Genomic DNA, 19,621 nt, shown 5'->3' on the forward strand with positions numbered 1-19,621 from the left:
CGAAACAGCTCAGCGCGTCGCGTTGTAGCGGCGCAGTGCCTCAGCGCGCTCGGTTTTGTGGTCGACCATCGGTTCGGGGTAGGTGGCCGGCCTGTTCTTGCCGAGCTGGTGGACGTCGACGCCGTCGGGCAGTCCGGCGAGCTCCTCGACCCAGCGCCGGACGTAGTTGCCGGTGGGATCGAACTTGGCGCCCTGCAGGTTCGGGTTGAAGACCCGGAAATACGGCGCGGCGTCGGTTCCGCTTCCGGCCACCCACTGCCAGCCGTGCTGGTTGTTGGCCATGTCGGCGTCGACGAGCTGCTCCAGGAACCAGCGGGCGCCCCACTGCCACGGCAGGTGCAGATCTTTGACCAGGAACGACGCTGCGATCATCCGCACCCGGTTGGGCAGGAAGCCGGTCGCTGCCAGCTGACGCATGCCGGCGTCGACGACCGGGAAGCCGGTCCGGCCGGTCTTCCAGGCGTCGAACGCGTGCCGGGCGTCGCTGCCGTCGTCGACCTCGATGGTGTCGAAGGCGGTATTCCAGTTCCACCACGCACTGTCCGGCCATTCGTGCAGCACCGACGCATAGAAGTCGCGGAATGCCAGTTCCCGCAGGTAGGCCTGCGGCCCCTGGCCGGAATCGATGTCGGCGGCCAGTGTGCGGGGATGGATGGTGCCGAACTTCAAGTGCGCCGACATCCGGCTGGTGCCGGCCACGTCGAGTCGGTTTCGCCGGTCACCGTAGGACGACAGGCCGTCGCGCACGAACTGCTTCCACGACCGGCGGGCCGCGGACTCTCCGGCCGGCACGTCGAGGTCGACGCCGGTCTCAGGCAGGGCGGTGAGGTTGTGCACTCCGTCGACCTGCGCCGGATCGATCCACTCGGCCGAGCCCGCCGACGATTGCGCGGGTTCACGCCAACCGTGCTCCCGCCAGGCTGCGAAGAACGGGGTGAAGACCTTGAACGCGGTGCCGTCACCTTTGCGGACCCGGCCCGGCGACACCAGATACGGGGATCCGGTGGCCACCCACTCGACGCTGCCCAAGGCCGCGCGCACCTGCTCGTCGCGACGCGCCGCAAACGGGGTGAACTCCTGTGAGACGTGTACCGCGGACGCCCCAATCGCAGCGGCCACCCGGGGGATGGCGGTGCGCGGGTCGCCCTCGACGATCAGCAACCGACCGCCCAGATCGGTCCGCAACTGCGTCAGCGCGTCGTAGAGGTACTGCAACCGTCGCAAACCTGCTGCTGCGGTGAGTCGTGGATCGAGCACGAAGCAGGCAAGCACTTCACCGTCGTCCTCGGTGGCGGCCAGCAGCGCAGGGTGGTCGCAAAGCCGGAGATCGCGGCGGAACCACAACACGGTGGGCATGGCATTGATGCTGCCCGCAAAGTCCGATAAAGAAACCAGTAAGCGGGGCAACCGAGAGGACGGGTGGGGTGCAATTCTGGTCAGGAACAGCTTTCATGAAGACAACCGAGGCCGTCGCGGTCGCCCGGATGCTCGACGAAGCCGGCTACGACGGCATGGTGACCTCAGACCACATGATCTATCCCCGTCGTCTGCAGTCCACCTACCCCGACTCCGACAGCGGAACCCCGCCGTGGCCTCCGGAGACACCATGGCCCGATGCGTGGGTGCTCACCGGTGCCATGGCAGCGGTCACGACCCGGCTGCGGTTCTCCAACGCCGTCTACATCGCGCCGGCCCGCCCGCTGCTCGAGGTCGCCAAACAGGTCGCCACCGCCGCGGTGCTCTCCGGCGGGCGGGTCTCACTGGCCGTCGGAGTGGGGTGGATGCGCGAGGAGTATGCGCTGATGGGGCAGGACTTCACCACCCGGGGCAAGCGGCTCGACGAGATGATCCCGGCGCTGCGGTCGCTGTGGCGCGGAGGTTGGGTGTCCTGGCAGGGCGAGCACTATCAGGTTCCGGAGTTGATGCTCGAACCACACCCGCCTTCTGCGGTGCCGATTCTGGCCGGCGGTGAGTCCGAGGCCGCGCTGCGCCGGGCCGCGGGGATGTGCGATGGCTGGGTCGGTTACGCCTACCGGTGGGATGAAGCCATGGGTTATGTCCGACGGCTGGGTGAACTTCGGCGCGAATGCGGGCGCTCTGGCGAGCCGTTCGACATTCTGCTCGCGCTGATGGAACCGCCCAGCGCGGATCTGTATCAGCGGGCCCGCGACGCCGGAATCACCGCGGTGATGTGTGCGCCATGGATGACCGCCGAATCACACGCTGACCCGAGCGGTGGTGTCGAGCGATTCCGCGGCCCGATCGAGCGGTTCGCCGAGACTGTGATCGCCAAGGTGAGAGAATGAAAGTAGCTCGGCGGCAACGATATTGGTGTCAGCAGGGAGCCCAGGGCGTCAGGGGCTGGTCTGCCTGACGCCCTGGGCACGACTGTGCCGCGATCGTCAGGCCGGCGGAAGCAGAACCGAGTCGATCAGATACACCGTCGCGTTGGCCGTCTGAACGCCGCCGCACACCACCGAGGCGTCGTTGACCATCAATTCCTCGCCGTGGCCGGTGACCGTCACGTCGGCACCCTGCACCGTGGTGTGCGTGCCGACCACCGCGGCCGGGTCGGCCTGACCCGGAACCACGTGGTAGGTCAGGATATTGGTCAACAGGGGTGCGTCGGTCTTCAGCTGCTCGATGGTGGCCGGATCCAGTTTGGCGAACGCGTCGTCGGTGGGTGCGAAGACGGTGAACTCAGCGCCGTTGAGCGTATCGACGAGGTTCACCTCAGGGTTGAGTTGCCCTGATACCGCTTGGGTGAGCGTGGTCAGCAGCGGATTGTTCGATGCCGCAACGGTCAGTGGTGAGTCTGCCATTCCCTGCACCGAGCCGGGGCCGTCCGGGACCTGCTCAACGTAGCCGGCGCAGCCGGGTCCGACCGGTGCGGCGCCGGCTGTGGCGGTGGTTCCCAACGCGAGGCTGATCGCCGCCGCAGCCGCAAATCCCGCTCCCGCCAAAGCTTTTCCGTTGACAATCATATCCTCGAATTCCTTTCGCCGCAGTGCGCCGCCGGCGGCGGCCGCATGTCGTTGTCGTCCTACATTTCTCATTCGGAGCCGGTCCTCACACGGATGGGTTTGCCGGACTGAACTTTTCGGCTGGGTGCAGACGCACAAGATCCCCCGCCACGGGGCCGTGGCGGGGGATCTCGCGACTTCTCAGGTCTCGGTCAGTTGGCCGGGGGCGGCATCAAGACCGTGTCGATCATGTATACCGTGGCATTGGCGGTCTGCACACCACCGCACACCAGGCCGGCATCGTTGACCATCAGGTCATCACCCTCGCCGGTGACGTTCACGGCCTCGCCCTGCACCGTGGTGTGCTCACCGGGCACCTGATCGGGCGCGGCCTGGCCGGGCACCACGTGATAGGTGAGGATGCCGGTCAGCAGGTCGGCGTCGGTACCGAGCTGATCCAGCGTGGCGGCATCGAGCTTGGCGAACGCGTCGTCGGTGGGCGCGAAGACGGTGAATTCGTCGCTGTTGAGCGTGTCGACGAGGTTGACGTCGGGATTCAGCTGGCCGGAGAGCGCCGAGGTCAGTGTCGTGAGCATCGGGTTGTTCGACGCGGCAACGGTCACCGGGTCCGCGGCCATTCCGGCCACCGACCCGGGCCCCTCGGGCACCTGCTCGGCGTAGGCGGCGCATCCGGTGCCGACCAGGTTGGCGGCCGGATCGGCCATGGTGCCCTCCGGCGTCGTGGCGGGGGCGGTGGTGGTCGGGTCAGCCATCGCCGGCGTGGTGGCGGTGTCTTCGGTCGCCTCCGGAGAGCTGTCGTTACCGCAGGCAGCGACGCCGAACATGGCCATGGCCGCCAGGCTTGCCGCCGCGACCGTCTTCCGGTGAACTGTGATCATCACTTTCCATCCCTTCGCGGACAGGCTCCGTCGCCCGCCCTGTGGTGACACTCGTGATTCCCCGCTGCGGACTCGTTGGATGGCACAGCACCGAGTACGTCACATTTACGTCATATTTGGCCGCCGGTCACGCCGGGTCCGCGGCAGTGCGGTGATCCGGTCGCGGCACGGCACAATGAACGGGTGACCGGAGCCGGCGAGCGACACGACAGGTTGCGGGTGCTGATCTTGGGCAGTACCGGATCGATCGGTACCCAGGCCCTCGATGTGATCGCTGCCAACCCCGACCGCTTCGAGGTGGTCGGGCTCGCCGCCGGCGGTGGCAACGTTGGGTTGCTGGCGCGGCAATGTCGCCAGACCGGAGTCACCAATGTCGCGGTCGCGGATCCGGCCGCCGGTTCCGCTCTGGGCGACATCGCGTTCACCGGGCCACACGCGGCCACCCGACTCGTGCACTCCGTGGCTGAGACCCGCGGCGTCGACGTGGTGCTCAACGCGCTGGTCGGGGCACTCGGGCTGGAGCCCACGTTGGCCGCGCTGTCCACCGGGGCCCGGCTCGCGCTGGCCAACAAGGAATCCCTGGTCGCCGGGGGACCGTTGGTGGTCAAGGCTGCGGCGCCGGGCCAGATCGTGCCGGTGGACTCCGAACACTCGGCGCTGGCGCAGTGTCTGCGCGGCGGCAGCGCCGACGAGGTCGCCACGCTGGTGCTGACCGCCTCCGGAGGTCCGTTCCGCGGCTGGACCGCTGAGCAGCTCGAACACGTCACCCCCGAGCAGGCGGGCGCGCATCCCACCTGGTCGATGGGTCCGATGAACACGCTGAATTCGGCGTCGCTGGTCAACAAGGGGCTCGAACTCATCGAGACCCACCTGCTGTTCGGTATCGACTACGAGCGCATCGACGTGGTTGTGCATCCGCAGTCGATCGTGCATTCCATGGTCACCTTCACCGACGGCTCGACCCTGGCTCAAGCCAGCCCGCCGGACATGAAACTGCCCATCGCACTGGCGCTGGGCTGGCCGCAGCGGATTCCCGGCGCTGCCGCGGCCTGTGACTTCAGCACTGCCGCGACCTGGGAATTCGAACCCCTCGACCACTCGGTGTTCCCCGCCGTCGAGCTGGCCCGTGAGGCCGGCCGGCGCGGCGGCTGCCTGACCGCGGTCTACAACGCCGCCAACGAAGAGGCCGCCGAGGCCTTCCTGGACGGACGCATCCGGTTCCCGGCGATCGTGCGCACCGTGGAATCGGTGCTGCGCGCTGCCGACCAGTGGGCGGCAGAACCAGCTACCGTGGATGAGGTGCTCGACGCGCAGCACTGGGCTCGTGACCGGGCCCGTCGCGCGGTCGAGCACGAAACCGCAGGTACGCAACGCGCGAGAAGGTAGAGGCTGCCGCCCCATGATGTTCACGATTGGCATCGTGCTGTTTGCACTGGCCATATTGCTGTCGGTGGCCCTGCATGAGTGCGGTCACATGTGGGTGGCCCGCGCGACCGGGATGAAGGTGCGCCGCTACTTCGTCGGCTTCGGCCCGACACTGTGGTCCACCCACCGGCCCAATAAACTCGGTCAGACCGAGTACGGCATCAAGGCCGTTCCGCTGGGTGGATTCTGCGACATCGCCGGGATGACGGCGGTCGAAGAACTGGCGCCCGGCGAGTCGCGCTATGCGATGTACAAGCAGAAGACCTGGAAACGGGTCGCGGTGCTGGGAGCCGGCCCCGGAATGAACTTCGCCATCGGGCTGGCGCTGATCTACATGATCGCCATCGTCTGGGGCCTGCCGAACCTGCATCAGCCCACCAACGCCATGGTGGGTGAAACGTCGTGTGTGAAATCCGAAGTGACGCAAGGAACTTTGGGGGACTGCATCACTTCCAGTCCCGCAGCCGCGGCCGGTATCCAAGCCGGCGACGTCGTCGTCCGGGTCGGGGACACCCCGGTCGCCAACTTCGACGAGATGGTCTCTGCGGTGCGGGCGCTCAACGGCCCGACCGACTTCACCGTGGTGCGCGAGCGCGACGGCCAGTCCCGGGAGTTCACCACCACCGTCGACGTCGTCCCCAGCCAGCGCTTCGTGGCCGGCGCCGACGGCGCGCCCCCGCAACCCACCGATGTGGGCACGATCGGCGTCACCGCGGCCAGCTTCGCGCCGACGCAGTACAACCCGCTCTCGGCCGTGCCGGCGACGTTCGCGTTCACCGGTGACCTGGCCGTCGAACTGGGTAAGGCGCTGGCCAAGATCCCGACGAAAGTCGGCGCGCTGGTGTCGTCCATCGGTGGCGGTGAACGCGACCCCGAGACCCCGATCAGCGTGGTCGGAGCAAGCATCATCGGTGGTGACACCGTCGATGCCGGTCTATGGGTGGCGTTCTGGTTCTTCCTGGCCCAGCTCAACTTCGTGCTCGGCGCGATCAACCTGGTTCCGCTGCTGCCGTTCGACGGCGGCCACATTGCGATCGCGGTGTTCGAGAAGATCCGCAATCTGTTCCGCTCGGCGCGCGGCATCCTGCCCGCCGCGCCGGTGAACTATCTCAAGCTGATGCCGGCCACCTATGTGGTGCTGGTGCTGGTGGCGGGCTACATGCTGCTGACCGTGACCGCCGACCTGGTCAACCCGATCAGGTTGTTCCAATGACACTGATACGAGGAGCGCTGCGATGACCTCCATCGGTCTGGGGATGCCGCCGGCGCCGCCGCCGGTGCTGGCTCCCCGCCGCAAGACCCGCCAGTTGATGGTGCGCAATGTCGGGGTGGGCAGCGATCACCCGATCTCGGTCCAGTCGATGTGCACCACCAAGACCCACGACATCAACGCCACCCTGCAGCAGATCGCCGAACTGACCGCCTCGGGCTGCGACATCGTGCGGGTGGCCTGCCCGCGCCAGGAAGACGCCGACGCGCTGCCGGTGATCGCCAAGAAGTCGAAGATCCCGGTGATCGCCGACATCCACTTCCAGCCCAAGTACATCTTCGCCGCGATCGAGGCCGGCTGCGCAGCGGTGCGCGTCAACCCGGGCAACATCAAGGAGTTCGACGGCCGGGTCAAGGAGGTCGCCAGGGCGGCCGGCGAGGCCGGCATCCCGATCCGAATCGGCGTGAACGCGGGCTCGCTGGATAAGCGTTTCCTGGAGAAGTACGGCAAGGCCACCCCCGAGGCGCTCGTCGAGTCGGCGTTGTGGGAGGCCTCGCTCTTCGAGGAGCACGGTTTCGGCGACATCAAGATCAGCGTCAAGCACAACGACCCCGTCATCATGGTCGCGGCCTACGAGCAACTCGCCGCGCAGTGTGACTACCCGCTGCACCTCGGGGTCACCGAGGCCGGACCGGCTTTCCAGGGGACCATCAAGTCCGCCGTCGCGTTCGGCGCGTTGCTGTCCAAGGGCATCGGAGACACCATCCGGGTGTCGCTGTCCGCACCGCCCGCCGAAGAGGTCAAGGTCGGCAACCAGATCCTGGAATCACTGAACCTGCGGCCCCGCGGGCTGGAGATCGTGTCGTGCCCGTCGTGCGGACGTGCCCAGGTCGACGTCTACACCCTGGCCAACGAAGTGACCGCCGGCCTGGAGGGAATGGACGTCCCGCTTCGGGTGGCGGTGATGGGCTGCGTGGTCAACGGGCCCGGCGAGGCCAGGGAAGCCGACCTCGGGGTGGCCTCGGGCAACGGCAAGGGACAGATCTTCGTCAAGGGCGAGGTCATCAAGACCGTTCCGGAGGCGCAGATCGTCGAAACCCTGATCGAGGAAGCCCTGCGGCTGGCCGAGGAAATCGGCCTGCAGCCAGGTGCGCAGGATGCACCCGGTTCGCCCGTCGTGACCGTAAGCTGAGGGTTGTAGCCGCCTGATCGGGTCGGCCGCCGGATTGTCGAGAAAGAGTCCAGATGTCGGCTCCTCCGCTTTTTCGCCTCGTTGATGAGCGAAGGGTGTCGGTGGTCCGCGATGTCCGGGATTTGACGGCGGTGCGGCGGGTGCTCGACGAGGACCCGGTGGCGTCCTGCATGGTCGCTGCGCGAGTGGCCGAACACGGCATCGAGCCGGCGGCCATCGGTGGAGAACTGTGGACGCGGCGGCGCGCCGGCGAGTCGCTCTGCTACGCCGGGGCAAACCTGATTCCGCTGCGCGGCGGCGCCGGTGATCTGAATGCTTTCGCCGACAAGGCGATGAGCACCTCGCGGCGATGCTCGTCGCTGGTGGGCCGTTCCGAACTGGTGTTGCCGATGTGGCAGCGGCTGGAACCGGTGTGGGGGCCGGCCCGCGACGTACGTGCCCACCAACCCCTGATGGCGCTGGACACGTCCCCGGCAAGCCCGCTGGATCCGGCGGTGCGGCCGGTGCGCATGGAGGAGCTCGACGCCTACCTCATCGCCGCGATCGACATGTTCATCGGCGAGGTCGGTATCGACCCCCGCAGCGGTGACGGTGGCCGAGGGTATCGGCGCCGGGTGGCCGGTCTCATCGCGGCGGGACGTGCGTGGGCCCGGTTCGAGCGCGGTCAGGTGGTGTTCAAGGCCGAGATCGGGTCGCAGTCGCCCGCCGTCGGCCAGATCCAGGGCGTCTGGGTGCACCCGGACTACCGCGGTCGCGGCCTCGGCACCGCCGGCACCGCGACGCTGGCAGCCGCGATTGTGGCCGGCGGTCGTATCGCCAGCCTGTACGTCAACAGTTTCAACACCGTCGCGCGCGCGACCTACGCGCGGGTCGGGTTCACCGAGATCGCGTCTTTCGCCACCGTGCTGCTCGACTGATCCGTCCGTCCGTAGGACAGCGCCTACGCTTCCGACATGACCGACGACGCGCAGACGCAACGCAGACTGATCGCCGATACGCTCGTCACCGCCCTGGAACGCCGTCACGAAGTCCTCGATGCGGTCGTCGGCGCCGAGGATTACGACGCGGCCATCGAGGCGATCGCCGATCTGCTCGACGTGCCGGCCTCGGCGGCGGAGGCGGTGTTGCGGCTGTCCTTCGATCGGCTCACCAAGGTGGCACGCCGTCGAATCGCCACCGAATTGGAGAATCTGGCTGCCGAGGAATCCGTGATGGCGGTCGTCGACCCGACACCGGGACCGGCACGCCGGCTGCAACTGCGGCCGTTCGACCCGGAGCGCGATCGCGATGTCTTCGCCGCGCGCACCGCCGACGTACCGTCGGCCGGCGACGGTACCGCCAAGCCTGCCGGTGAGCTCGACGACGAGATCCGCGACGCGGCGGCCCGCGTTGCCGCCGAAGAGGCCGCATGGTTGGTCGCCGAGGTCGGCGCCGCCAAGGTCGGCATGGTCTTCGGCGAACTGTCCGACGGCGAGATCGACGTGCGCATCTGGATCCACCCTGGCCACCGCAAACAGGGTTACGGGACTGCCGCGTTGCGCGCGTCACGGTCGGAGCTGGCGGCGTACTTCCCGGCGGTGCCGCTGGTTGTGCGCGCGCCCGCCGTGGGCGGCTGACCGAGGAAGCCGGCTGTTACTGCGGTGCGCCTGCGTCGAAATCGCGCCGTGACTTTTAACATCAGTCTCGATGACAACATTAGTCTCACCCGCATCACGAGTAGCAGTACTGGCGACGGCTGTGTCCGTTGTCGTGGCACTCGCCGGCTGCACCCCGCGCCCCAACGGTCCCGGTCCGACGGCCGAACAGTTCTTCGCGGCATTGGCCACCGGCGACATGGCCTCGGCGGCCCAGTTCGCCGACCGGCCGGATCCGGCGCGAGCGGCGCTCAGCCAGGCCTGGGCCGGACTGCAGGCCACCGGACTCGATGCGCGGATCCTCAGCTCGCGGTACGCCGAGGACACCGGGACCGTCAATTATCGCTACACCTGGCACCTGCCCAGGAATCGCACCTGGACCTACGACGGTGCGTTGAACATGGTGCGCGACGAGGGCCGCTGGGAGGTGCGCTGGAGCGCCACCGGTCTGCATCCCCGCCTCGGTGAGAATCAGACCTTTGCGCTGCGTGCCGAGACTCCACCCCGGGCCTCCGTGCACGAGCGCACCGGTACCAACGTGCTGATCCCCGGATTCCGGTACCACTTCGCCCTGGACGCCGAAGGAGCCGGTGCCGAACTGATGACCACGGCGCGCGTCGTCGCGGAGACTCTGCACCGGTTCGATCCGGCGCTGGACCCGCAGCGCCTGGCCGAACAGGCCAGCTCCGCCGACGGTGCGCTGGGCTTGCTGACGTTGCGTCAGGCCGACCACGATGCAGTGGTGGGGGTACTGGCCCCGTTGCCCGGTGTGGTCATCACCCCGCACCCCGACATGGTGCCCACCGACGACACGTTCGCGCCTGCGGTGGTCAGCGACGTCAAGAACAGCGTGGCCGATCAACTCGACGGCGTGGCCGGGTGGCGCGTCGTGACCGTCAACCAGAACGGCGTCGACGTCGACGTATTGCACGAGGTTGCCGGCGAGCCGGCCCCGTCGGTGCGCATCACCCTGGATCGCTCGGTGCAGAACGCCGCCCAGAACGCCGTCGACACCACCGGTAAGCAGGCCATGATCGTGGTCCTCAAACCGTCGACCGGGGAGATCCTGGCGGTGGCGCAGAATGCCGCGGCCGACCGGGACGGCCCGGTGGCGACGATGGGTCTCTATCCGCCCGGATCGACGTTCAAGATCGTCACCGCCGCTGCCGCGATGGAACGCGACATGGCCACCCCCAACACGCTGCTGGGCTGCCCCGGCCGGATGGACATCGGTCATCGCACGGTGCCCAACTATGGCGGGTTCGACCTCGGGACCGTCCCGATGTCTCGGGCGTTCGCGAGCTCGTGCAACACCACGTTCGCCGAGCTCGCCAGCCGGATGCCGCCGCGCGGCCTGACCCAGGCCGCGTCGCAGTACGGCATCGGACCTGACTTCAAGGTCGAAGGTCTGCGGACGGTCACCGGTTCGGTTCCTCCCACGGTGAACTTGATCGAGCGCACCGAGGACGGGTTCGGCCAGGGCAAGGTGCTGGCCAGTCCGTTCGGGATGGCGCTGGCCGCGGCCACTGTCGCCGCCGGCCATACCCCGGTGCCGCACTTGATCGACGGCCGGGAGACCGAGGTCATCGGCGATGCGCAGCCGGTCCGGCCCGAAGTGGTCGAGGGGCTTCGGCCGATGATGCGCCTGGTGGTCACCAACGGCACCGCCAAGGACCTCCAGGGCGCCGGAGATGTCCGCGGTAAGACCGGTGAAGCCGAGTTCCCCGGCGGATCACACTCGTGGTTCACCGGTTATCGCGGCGACATGGCTTTCGCCGCGCTGATCGTGGGCGGTGGCAGCTCGGAGTACGCGGTGCGCATGCTCAAGGGCATGCTCGACGCCTTGCCGCCGGATTATCAGCCCTGATCGCAGCCCGCCTGCGGCGTACCGTAGAAGGGCCATGACTGCAAACCAGCACCCTCAGTACCTGCCCGACACGGTCGAGATGAGGATCTCCGATGCCGACCGCAACGGCACTTTGCGCCGTTTGCACAACGCGGTGGCGCTCGGCCTGATCGACATCGGGGAGTTCGAGGAGCGCTCGGCGATGGTGTCGCAGGCGCGGCTGCGCTCCGACCTCGACGCGCTGGTCGGCGACCTGCCCGGCCCCGGCGCGATCGTGACCTCCGCTGCGGACCGGGTGGAATTGCGCGGTGTACTGGGATCGCTCAAACGGCACGGCGAGTGGGTCGTGCCCACCAGGCTGGCGCTGCACCGCCGGTTGGGGTCGGTCGACCTGGACCTGACCCGCGCCAAGTTCGCCGGGCCCATCGTGGTCATCGAGCTCGATATCCGGTTCGGCGGCCTGGACCTGCGGTTACCGGACGGCGCCAGCGCATCCATCGACGACGTCGAAGTCAACGTCGGCAGCGCCCATGATCACCGCAGGGATGCGCCCGCGGAGGGCAATCCGCACGTGATCCTCACGGGCAAGGTGGTGTGCGGGTCGGTTGACGTGCGGGGTCCGCGCAAGTCGTGGTTGGGCCGCGGGCCCCGGTCGCTGCGCGCCGACTGAGTCAGCGCGGGTCCAGGATTGCGAAACTGAGGGTGGCGCGCGCGGCCAATCGGTCCCGTGCGGCGTCGGTGACGTCGACGGCGATCACCGAGAGCCGCCGCCCGGCACGCACCACGGTGGCCTCGGCGCGGGCGGGTCCGGTAAGAACGGGTGCCAGGAAGTGGATCGTCATGTCCGCGGTCGTGACGTCCTGCTCGGCCGCGATGTGCCGGTCGGCCAGCCGACCGGCCGCGATGTCGATGAGCGTGGCGACCAAGCCGCCCTGCAGCGCACCGCGCCGATTGACCAGATCCGGGCGGTTGTCCAACTCGATCACCACACGCTCGTCGGTGTCCTCGACGTCGCGGAAGTCCAGCTGGGCGAACAAATGTCCCGGGGTGACCTGCATGGGCGAACGCTAGCATTGCGTCATGACGCTACGGACCGCCCTACGACCCGGTGTGGTCTCGCCGATGCTGCCGGTACCCAAGTCGATCCCGCGCCCGGAATATGTCGGCAAGCCGACCGCTGCGGAAGGCTCCGAGCCTTGGGTGCAGACCCCTGAGGTGATCGAGAAGATGCGGATCGCCGGCCGTATCGCCGCCGGCGCGCTGGCCGAGGCGGGTAAGGCGGTCGCGCCGGGTGTGACCACCGAGCGGCTGGACCGCATCGCCCACGACTACATGATCGACCACGGCGCCTACCCGTCCACCCTCGGCTACCGAGGCTTCCCGAAGTCCTGCTGCACGTCGCTCAACGAGGTGATCTGCCACGGCATCCCCGACTCCACGGTCATCGAGGACGGGGACATCGTCAACATCGATGTAACGGCCTACAAGGACGGCGTGCATGGTGACACCAATGCCACCTTCTTGGCCGGAGACGTCTCCGAAGAGCACCGGCTGCTGGTGGAGCGTACCCACGAGGCCACCATGCGCGCGATCAAGGCGGTCAAACCCGGGCGGGCGCTGTCCATCGTCGGCCGCGTCATCGAGGCCTACGCGAACCGCTTCGGCTACAACGTCGTTCGGGACTTCACCGGGCACGGAATCGGCACCACCTTCCACAATGGGCTGGTGGTGCTGCACTACGACCAGCCGTCGGTGCAGACGGTTCTGGAGCCCGGAATGACATTCACCATCGAGCCGATGATCAACATCGGCAGCCTGGACTACGAGATCTGGGATGACGACTGGACCGTGGTCACCAAGGACAAGAAGTGGACCGCGCAATTCGAGCACACGCTGGTGGTCACCGACTCGGGCGCTGAGATCCTGACGCCGGCGCCATGACCAGGTGGGCCGCATACGCAGCGCTGATGGTGCTGCTGACGGCCGCCTGCTCGACGGGCGTCGGTGGCACCCCGACCTGGCCGGGCGCCCGGCTGGAACGCGTGGTCCTGACCGAAGCCGACTTCCCAGCCGGCGTGCGCTACGAACGCGTCGTCAAAGAGGCCGGACAACCCGACGGTGCCGGGATGCCGCCGCCGATGATGTCGCGACCGCAGGGCTGCACCGACGCGTTGACCCGCGACATCGCCGCGACCGCCGAGCGTGGCCCCGGCAGCGCCGAGGAGTACGTCGTCGCCTACGACGGCGTGCGCATGGTCATCACAGTGTTGAGTTGGCCGCTGGATCTCGAAAGGTTGGCCGCGACCGCGCTACGCTGCGCCGAGTTCCGAACCTTCTTCGACCCGTCGGACCCGGGCATCGCGATGACCACCACCAAGATCGACGGTCCGCGGCCGGACGCGCTGGTGTACCAGCAGACCATGCTGCTACCCGGGTCGCAGAGCAGCATCTACTTCTCCTTCGAGAACATCGGCGCCACAGCGGTTTTCGGCATCGCGTTTCCCACCCCGGATCCGTCGATACCGGTCAAAGGGACACTGCCGCAGACCTTTTTGGACGTCATCGACCATCAGGCGCAGCGGGCGCAGTCGTAGTGGGGTCGCGTTAACAGCAAGAAAAGCTGCACGCGACCGGCACCGCGGGCGGTAGCGTGACGCAATGCCCTCACCCATGATCACCGTCGATGGCTTCGGCGTACCCGTCGAGGTCGCCGGACCCCAGAAGGGGTCGGTCGTGGTGCTGCTCAGCGCGGCGCAGAAGGTGCCGGCGGCCTACGAGGCGGTGTGCCAGCGGCTGCACACGGCGTCACTGAAGACCGTCGTGATCGGCCCTGATCCGCGGTTGACGGCCAAGTCGGTGCTCGGCATCCTCGACTCCCTCGACGTCCGGTGGGCGCTGCTGGTGGGGGACCGCTCCGGCGGCGAGCTGGCCTGGGAGCTGGCCGCCACCCGGCTGGACCGGTTCATCGGCCTGGTGGTCATCGACCGCGGGCACCCGCGCGTGGCCGACCACACCGGCGTGGTGCGCGACCAGGATTGCCCCCCGGTCGAGCTCAACACCACTGCGCTGGTCAGCAACAGCGCATCGCGGGCGGTGGCCAGCGCCAGTCAGCGCTATGTCTACGGCGAATACCGGGTCGTCGACCTGCTGGGCCGGCGCCACGCCGCGGACTCGACGGCTCAGCTGGCTGCCGAGATCGTGCTGCGCACCAGCACCTGGTGATCCATGCGCGCTACGGCGCGGGCGCTTCCTCGGGCGTCCAGGCCTGCGGCAAACCGGGCTGATTGGGGAACAGGAAGTCGACGAACGCCGCCGCCGTCGGTTGCGGCTCGTGATTGGCCAATCCGGGACGCTCATTGGCCTCGATGAACACGTATTCCGGCTTGGTCACGTCGGGCACCAACAGGTCGATCCCGGTCACCGGGATGCCGATGGCTGCCGCGGCAGCTACCCCGACCCGGCACAGTTCGGGATGCACGGTCGCGGTGACGTCGTGAATTGTGCCGCCCTGGTGCAGGTTCGCCGTCCGCCGCACCCGCAGGTGCTCTCCCTCGGCCAACACGTCGTCGAGCGTGAAACCCGCCTCCTTGACCGTGTTCTCGGTGACCGCATCCATCGGGATGCGGGACTCCCCGCCGGTGACTGCCGCGCGGCGGCGGCTCTGGGCTTCGATGAGTTCCCGGATGGTGTGGCGCCCGGTGCCCACCACCTCAGCGGGCATGCGCAGCGCCGCGGCGACGACCTTGCCATCGATCACCACCAGCCGCAGGTCGTCACCCGGGGCGCGCTGCTCGATGAGCACCTCGGGATGCTGTTCACGGGCGCGGGCCAGCGCGGCGTCGAGTTCGGCGGGACCGTCGACACCGACGGTGATGCCCTTGCCTTGTTCACCTCGGGTGGGTTTGACCACGACGTCGCCGACCTCGGACAGGAAGTCGTGGTCAGCCTGGTCGAACGTCGCCAGCCGGCCCCTGGGCACGGCGATGCCGGCTTCGGAGACGATGCGGCGGGTCAGGCGCTTGTCGTCGCATCGGCTCATCGCGACCGCAGAAGTGTACTCCGACAATGACTCTCGGGTGATGACACTGCGTCCGCCGTGGGACAGCCGCATCTCGCCCGCTTCGGCGTCGAGCACCTCCACCCAGATGCCGCGGCGCATCGCCTCGTCGGCGATGATGCGCGCGTAGGGGTTGAGGTCGTCGACGGTCTCGGGGGGATGGGTGAACAGCGGCTCGTTGATCGCGTTCTTGCGTTTGACGGCCATCACCGGAACGCGGGCGAAGCCGAGCTTCTCGTACAGCGCGATCGCCGCGGCGTTGTCGTGGGTGACCGACAGATCCATGTAGGCGCGGCCGCGTTTGCGGTACAACGAGGCCAGCGCGCGGGTGAGAGCGGCCCCGACGCCGGGCAGGGTCGCTGCGGGGTCCACGGCCAGTGTCCACAGACTCGAACCGTTCTCCGGATCATCGAACAGTGTCGTGTGGTCGACGCCGGTGACCGTGCCGATCACCGTCCCGTCCTCGGTGACCGCGACCAGGTAGTCCACCGACGGCTGGTTGCGGTGGTTGTCCCAGATCACGTCGGTGGGGGCGGGGACCATGCCGCACCGCACATAGACCCGGTTGATCGCGTCGGCGTCACCGCGGCTGTGCAGCGTGCGCACGGTGAACCCGCTGAAGGCCACATCTGGTTCGTCGGCGTCGGCGAAGCGCAGGCGATAGGTGTGACTGGGATCGATGAACAGCTCAGCCGGAGCCTTGGACACCAGCACATGCGGCTCGCGCGGGTAGATGCAGATATCGCGGCGGCCTTGGGCCTCACCGCGCAGCGCGCTGGCCAGTTGCGCCGGGTCGGCGAAGGTCTGACCGAAAAGTAGCCGGCCCCAACCGAGTTCGAGGGCGACATTGGAGTCCATCGCGTCGACGAGCTCGGGCGGTGACGCCTCGTGCAGCGCCATGGTGATGGCTTCGCTGCCGTGCTCGCCGCCTGCGGCGGTGTCGGTCATGCCGCCGGTCCGCTGATTCCGTGGTGCTGCAACCACAGTTCCAGCAGGGCGATCTGCCAGAGCTCGTTGCCCCGCAGCGGTGTCAACTTGCCGTTCGGGTCGGCCAGCAGCCGGTCGACCGCCGCCGGCCGGAACAGTCCGCGCTCCTTGGCCGCCGGTGCGTACAGTGCGTCGCGGACCAGGTCCAGATAGGGGCCTTCCAGGTGGGTCAGCGCCGGCACCGGGAAGTAGCCTTTGGGTCGGTCGATGACATCGGCCGGAATCACCTGCCGGGCAGCCTGTTTGAGCACCCCTTTGCCCTCGTGGGCGGTCTTGAGCTGAGGCGGGCAGGTTGCCGCCAACTCGACGAGCTCGTGATCGAGGAAGGGCACCCGGCCCTCCAGGCCCCACGCCATGGTCATGTTGTCGACCCGTTTGACCGGGTCGTCGACCAGCATGACGGTGGTATCCAGGCGCAGCGCCCGATCGATGCCGGTCTGGGCTCCGCTGCGAGCGAAGTGTTCGGTGATGTAGGCCTTGCTGGGATCGTCGGCGGTGGCGAAGGCCGGGGACACCAGTGCCGAGTAGGCGGCGTGGTCGCGATCGAAGAACGCGGCGCGGTAACTGGCGACCGACCCTTCCAGCGATGCCGCCGCGGGCTCACCCATCGGCGGATACCAGTGATAGCCGGCGAACACCTCGTCGGCTCCCTGGCCGGACTGCACCACCTTGACGTGCTTGGCCACCTCCTGGGAGAGCAGATAGAACGCCACGCAGTCGTGACTGACCATCGGCTCGCTCATCGCCCCGATCGCACCGGCCAGCGCAGGCAACATTCTGTCGGTGTCGATGCGTATCTGGTGGTGGTCGGTACCGAAGCGATCGGCGATGATGTCGGAATACCGGAACTCGTCACCTTGGACTCCGCCGACGGATTCGAACCCGATGGAGAACGTCTTGAGTCCGGCCTGGCCCGCTTCGGCGAGCAGGCCCACGATCAGGCTGGAGTCCACGCCGCCCGAGAGCAGGCAGCCGACCGGTACATCGGCGACCAGGCGCCGTTTCACCGCCACCCGAAGGGACTCCAGAACTGCTTCTTCCCAGTCTTTTTCGGTCCAATCGGCACGATCGGACCGGCGGGTGAAGTCGGGCACCCAGTAGGTCGTGGTGGTGCGGGTGCCGTCGGGTTCGATCGCCACCAGCGTGGCCGGCGGCACCTTGGTGACCCCGCGCAGGATCGTTCGAGGCGGCGGCACCACCGAGTGGAAACTCAGGTAGTGGTTCAGCGCCACCGGGTCGATCCGGGTGTCGATGTCACCCCCGGCCAGCAGTGCCGGCAGCGAGGACGCGAACCGGATCCGGTCGGCGTTCTCGCTCAGGTACAGCGGCTTGATGCCGAGCCGGTCGCGGCCCAGCAGTACCCGGCCACTGTCGCGTTCGACGATGGCGAAGGCGAACATGCCTTTGAGGTGGTCGACGAATCGGTCACCCCAGTGGTGGTAACCCTTCAGCAACACCTCGGTATCGCTGTGGGAGAAGAAGCGGTAGCCGTGCGCGCTCAGCTGGTCGCGCAGCTCCTCGTAGTTGTAGATGCAACCGTTCCAGGCCACCGCCAACCCGAGCTCGGAGTCGACCATCGGCTGGGCGCCGGCCTCGCTGAGGTCGATGATCTTGAGCCGTCGATGGCCCAGCGCCACCCGGCCCTGCGACCACGCTCCCGCGGCGTCCGGCCCGCGCGGGGCCATGACCTCGGCCATCTGGGTGACCGCGCTGATATCGGGTGTTCTTCCGTCAAGGCGTACCTCGCCGGTGGCTCCACACACCTGTTCGACCCTATCTGAGACGGCGTTCACTGACCACACAACGGCCGCGGCTGGAGCCTCGGCGCGGGGGTAATTTACCCCGGCTTCAGTGCGTCAAACCGGGCCGGAGCTTCGCGATCGAGACACGTGTCACATCACCTCCGGATGCCACCGCGGCGCGCCGATCGGTCTATTGGTCTGGCGCCCGACCTTTGGGCGTGGCAACCTGGTGGCCCGTGAGCAGCCCACTGCTCGTAACCTTCCCACCCGATGCGAGGCAGGTACCGATGAGCGCAGGCACACGCGGATTGCTGTCCAGGGGCGAGCTCGAGGAGCTGGTCGCTGCCGGAACCATCGACACGGTCCTGGTGGCGTTCTGCGATATGCAGGGGCGGCTGACCGGCAAGCGGATCTCGGCTCGGTTGTTCGTCGAGGATGTGATCGAGCACGGCGCCGAATGCTGCAACTATCTGCTGGCCGTCGACGTGGACATGAACACTGTCGACGGCTATGCGATCTCGAGCTGGGAAAAGGGTTACGGCGACATGGTGATGACGCCTGACATGTCCACTCTGCGGATGGTGCCCTGGCAGCCGGGCACCGCGCTGGTGATGGCAGACCTGTCGTGGACCGACGCCAGCCCTGTTCGGCAGGCGCCGCGCGGCATCCTGCGCGCGCAGCTCGACCTGCTCGCGCGGCGTGAACTCGACGCGATCGCCGCCACCGAACTCGAGTTCATGGTGTTCGACACGGGTTTTCGCGATGCCTGGGCGGCCGGCTACCGAGACCTGACCCCCGCCACCGACTACAACATCGACTACGCCATGCACGCGTCGACCCGGATGGAGCCACTGTTGCGCGATATCCGCCTCGGGATGGACGGCGCAGGCATGTTCTGCGAAGGCGTCAAAGGCGAGTGCAACCTGGGGCAGCAGGAGATCGGTTTCCGCTACGACAAGGCGCTGGTCACCTGCGACAACCACACGATCTACAAGAACGGCGCGAAGGAGATCGCCGACCAGCATGGTAAGAGCCTGACGTTCATGGCCAAATTCGACGAGAGGGAGGGCAACAGCTGTCACATCCACATCTCGTTTCGCGGTCAGGACGGGTCCCCGGTGTTCGCCGATGACAGCGACGAGCTCGGGATGTCGCCGATGTTCCGTAGCTTCATCGCCGGGCAACTGGCCACGCTGCGCGAATTCACTCTGTTTTATGCGCCGAACATCAACTCCTACAAGCGGTTTGCCGAGGGAAGTTTCGCGCCGACGGCGGTGGCCTGGGGGCTGGACAATCGCACCTGTGCGCTGCGGGTGGTCGGTCACGGCCCTGGCATGCGGATGGAGAACCGGGCCCCCGGCGGGGACGTGAATCAGTACCTGGCGGTCGCGGCGCTGATTGCCGGCGGCCTGTATGGCATCGACAACGAGCTCGAGCTCGGGGACGCGGTGGACGGCAACGCCTACACCAGCGGCGCCGACCGACTGCCCACCACGTTGGGGGAGGCGGTCGAGTTGTTCGAGCACTCGCGTATCGCCCGCGATGCGTTCGGCGACGACGTCGTCGAACACTACGTCAACAACGCGCGGGTGGAGCTGAAGGCATTCAACTCCGCCGTCACCGACTGGGAGAGGTTCCGCGGTTTTGAGCGTCTCTGATCCAGTCC

At 67.7% G+C, this 19,621-nt stretch carries 18 protein-coding genes; 12 read left to right on the forward strand and 6 right to left on the reverse strand.

Going from position 1 to position 19,621, the window contains the following annotated elements; all coding sequences use genetic code 11:
* Positions 1–9: 9 nt before the first annotated feature.
* Positions 10–1,356: a deoxyribodipyrimidine photo-lyase gene (locus KXD98_RS09940; protein ID WP_260763835.1), complete on the reverse strand. Its 1,347-nt coding sequence runs from the start codon at positions 1,354–1,356 to the stop codon at positions 10–12.
* A gap of 68 nt (positions 1,357–1,424) precedes the next feature.
* Here KXD98_RS09940 and KXD98_RS09945 point away from each other — a divergent pair, with 68 nt between their 5' ends.
* Positions 1,425–2,306, forward strand: a complete 882-nt coding sequence (locus tag KXD98_RS09945; RefSeq protein WP_260763837.1) for a TIGR03619 family F420-dependent LLM class oxidoreductase — start codon at positions 1,425–1,427, stop codon at positions 2,304–2,306.
* 96 nt (positions 2,307–2,402) lie between these two features.
* On the opposite strand, the gene KXD98_RS09950 is transcribed toward KXD98_RS09945, so the two are convergent.
* The gene (locus tag KXD98_RS09950) at positions 2,403–2,984 is read right to left on the reverse strand and encodes a fasciclin domain-containing protein (RefSeq protein ID WP_260763838.1); all 582 of its coding nucleotides are present in this window, start codon (positions 2,982–2,984) and stop codon (positions 2,403–2,405) included.
* Between the two features lie 191 nt (positions 2,985–3,175).
* Entirely contained in the window at positions 3,176–3,862 is a 687-nt protein-coding gene (locus KXD98_RS09955; RefSeq protein WP_260765100.1) for a fasciclin domain-containing protein, read from the reverse strand.
* Between the two features lie 183 nt (positions 3,863–4,045).
* On the opposite strand from KXD98_RS09955, the gene dxr reads away from it, so the two are divergent.
* The 7 genes from dxr (at position 4,046) to KXD98_RS09990 (ending at position 11,839) form a co-directional block, all read left to right on the forward strand.
* Entirely contained in the window at positions 4,046–5,248 is a 1,203-nt protein-coding gene (gene dxr / locus KXD98_RS09960) for a 1-deoxy-D-xylulose-5-phosphate reductoisomerase (protein ID WP_260763841.1), read from the forward strand.
* A gap of 13 nt (positions 5,249–5,261) precedes the next feature.
* Positions 5,262–6,500, forward strand: a complete 1,239-nt coding sequence (locus tag KXD98_RS09965; RefSeq protein WP_260763843.1) for an RIP metalloprotease — start codon at positions 5,262–5,264, stop codon at positions 6,498–6,500.
* A 22-nt stretch (positions 6,501–6,522) separates the two neighbouring features.
* On the forward strand, positions 6,523–7,689 hold the full coding sequence (gene ispG, locus KXD98_RS09970) for a flavodoxin-dependent (E)-4-hydroxy-3-methylbut-2-enyl-diphosphate synthase (RefSeq protein ID WP_260763862.1): 1,167 nt from the start codon (positions 6,523–6,525) through the stop codon (positions 7,687–7,689).
* Between the two features lie 53 nt (positions 7,690–7,742).
* The gene (locus tag KXD98_RS09975; RefSeq protein ID WP_260763864.1) at positions 7,743–8,606 is read left to right on the forward strand and encodes a GNAT family N-acetyltransferase; all 864 of its coding nucleotides are present in this window, start codon (positions 7,743–7,745) and stop codon (positions 8,604–8,606) included.
* Between the two features lie 36 nt (positions 8,607–8,642).
* The gene (locus KXD98_RS09980; RefSeq protein ID WP_260763866.1) at positions 8,643–9,305 is read left to right on the forward strand and encodes a GNAT family N-acetyltransferase; all 663 of its coding nucleotides are present in this window, start codon (positions 8,643–8,645) and stop codon (positions 9,303–9,305) included.
* Between the two features lie 70 nt (positions 9,306–9,375).
* Positions 9,376–11,190, forward strand: a complete 1,815-nt coding sequence (locus KXD98_RS09985) for a penicillin-binding transpeptidase domain-containing protein (protein ID WP_260763868.1) — start codon at positions 9,376–9,378, stop codon at positions 11,188–11,190.
* Positions 11,191–11,224: 34 nt separating this feature from the next.
* The gene (locus KXD98_RS09990) at positions 11,225–11,839 is read left to right on the forward strand and encodes a DUF1707 domain-containing protein (RefSeq protein WP_260763873.1); all 615 of its coding nucleotides are present in this window, start codon (positions 11,225–11,227) and stop codon (positions 11,837–11,839) included.
* A 1-nt stretch (position 11,840) separates the two neighbouring features.
* Here the strand turns inward: KXD98_RS09990 and KXD98_RS09995 are convergent, their stop codons facing one another.
* Entirely contained in the window at positions 11,841–12,227 is a 387-nt protein-coding gene (locus tag KXD98_RS09995) for a PaaI family thioesterase (RefSeq protein WP_260763875.1), read from the reverse strand.
* 22 nt (positions 12,228–12,249) lie between these two features.
* Here KXD98_RS09995 and map point away from each other — a divergent pair, with 22 nt between their 5' ends.
* The 3 genes from map (at position 12,250) to KXD98_RS10010 (ending at position 14,391) form a co-directional block, all read left to right on the forward strand.
* Positions 12,250–13,110: a type I methionyl aminopeptidase gene (gene map, locus KXD98_RS10000; protein ID WP_260763877.1), complete on the forward strand. Its 861-nt coding sequence runs from the start codon at positions 12,250–12,252 to the stop codon at positions 13,108–13,110.
* A complete protein-coding gene (locus tag KXD98_RS10005) occupies positions 13,107–13,763 on the forward strand; it encodes a hypothetical protein (protein ID WP_260763879.1) in 657 nt (218 codons plus the stop codon). Before map ends, KXD98_RS10005 begins: the two co-directional genes overlap by 4 nt.
* Positions 13,764–13,827: 64 nt before the next feature.
* Complete coding sequence (locus tag KXD98_RS10010) at positions 13,828–14,391, forward strand: alpha/beta fold hydrolase (protein WP_260763881.1); 564 nt, start codon at positions 13,828–13,830, stop codon at positions 14,389–14,391.
* 10 nt (positions 14,392–14,401) lie between these two features.
* Here the strand turns inward: KXD98_RS10010 and ngg are convergent, their stop codons facing one another.
* Together ngg and KXD98_RS10020 are read right to left on the reverse strand one after the other, a co-directional pair.
* Positions 14,402–16,174: an N-acetylglutaminylglutamine synthetase gene (gene ngg, locus KXD98_RS10015; RefSeq protein ID WP_260763891.1), complete on the reverse strand. Its 1,773-nt coding sequence runs from the start codon at positions 16,172–16,174 to the stop codon at positions 14,402–14,404.
* On the reverse strand, positions 16,171–17,976 hold the full coding sequence (locus KXD98_RS10020; protein ID WP_260763894.1) for an N-acetylglutaminylglutamine amidotransferase: 1,806 nt from the start codon (positions 17,974–17,976) through the stop codon (positions 16,171–16,173). The genes ngg and KXD98_RS10020 overlap by 4 nt, the downstream gene beginning before the upstream one ends.
* A gap of 266 nt (positions 17,977–18,242) precedes the next feature.
* On the opposite strand from KXD98_RS10020, the gene KXD98_RS10025 reads away from it, so the two are divergent.
* Positions 18,243–19,613 (forward strand): glutamine synthetase family protein, encoded by a 1,371-nt coding sequence (locus tag KXD98_RS10025; protein ID WP_260763897.1) that lies wholly within the window; start codon positions 18,243–18,245, stop codon positions 19,611–19,613.
* Positions 19,614–19,621 lie beyond the last annotated feature (8 nt).

The sequence above is a fragment of the Mycobacterium sp. SMC-4 genome, assembly GCF_025263265.1.
Lineage (GTDB): Bacteria > Actinomycetota > Actinomycetes > Mycobacteriales > Mycobacteriaceae > Mycobacterium.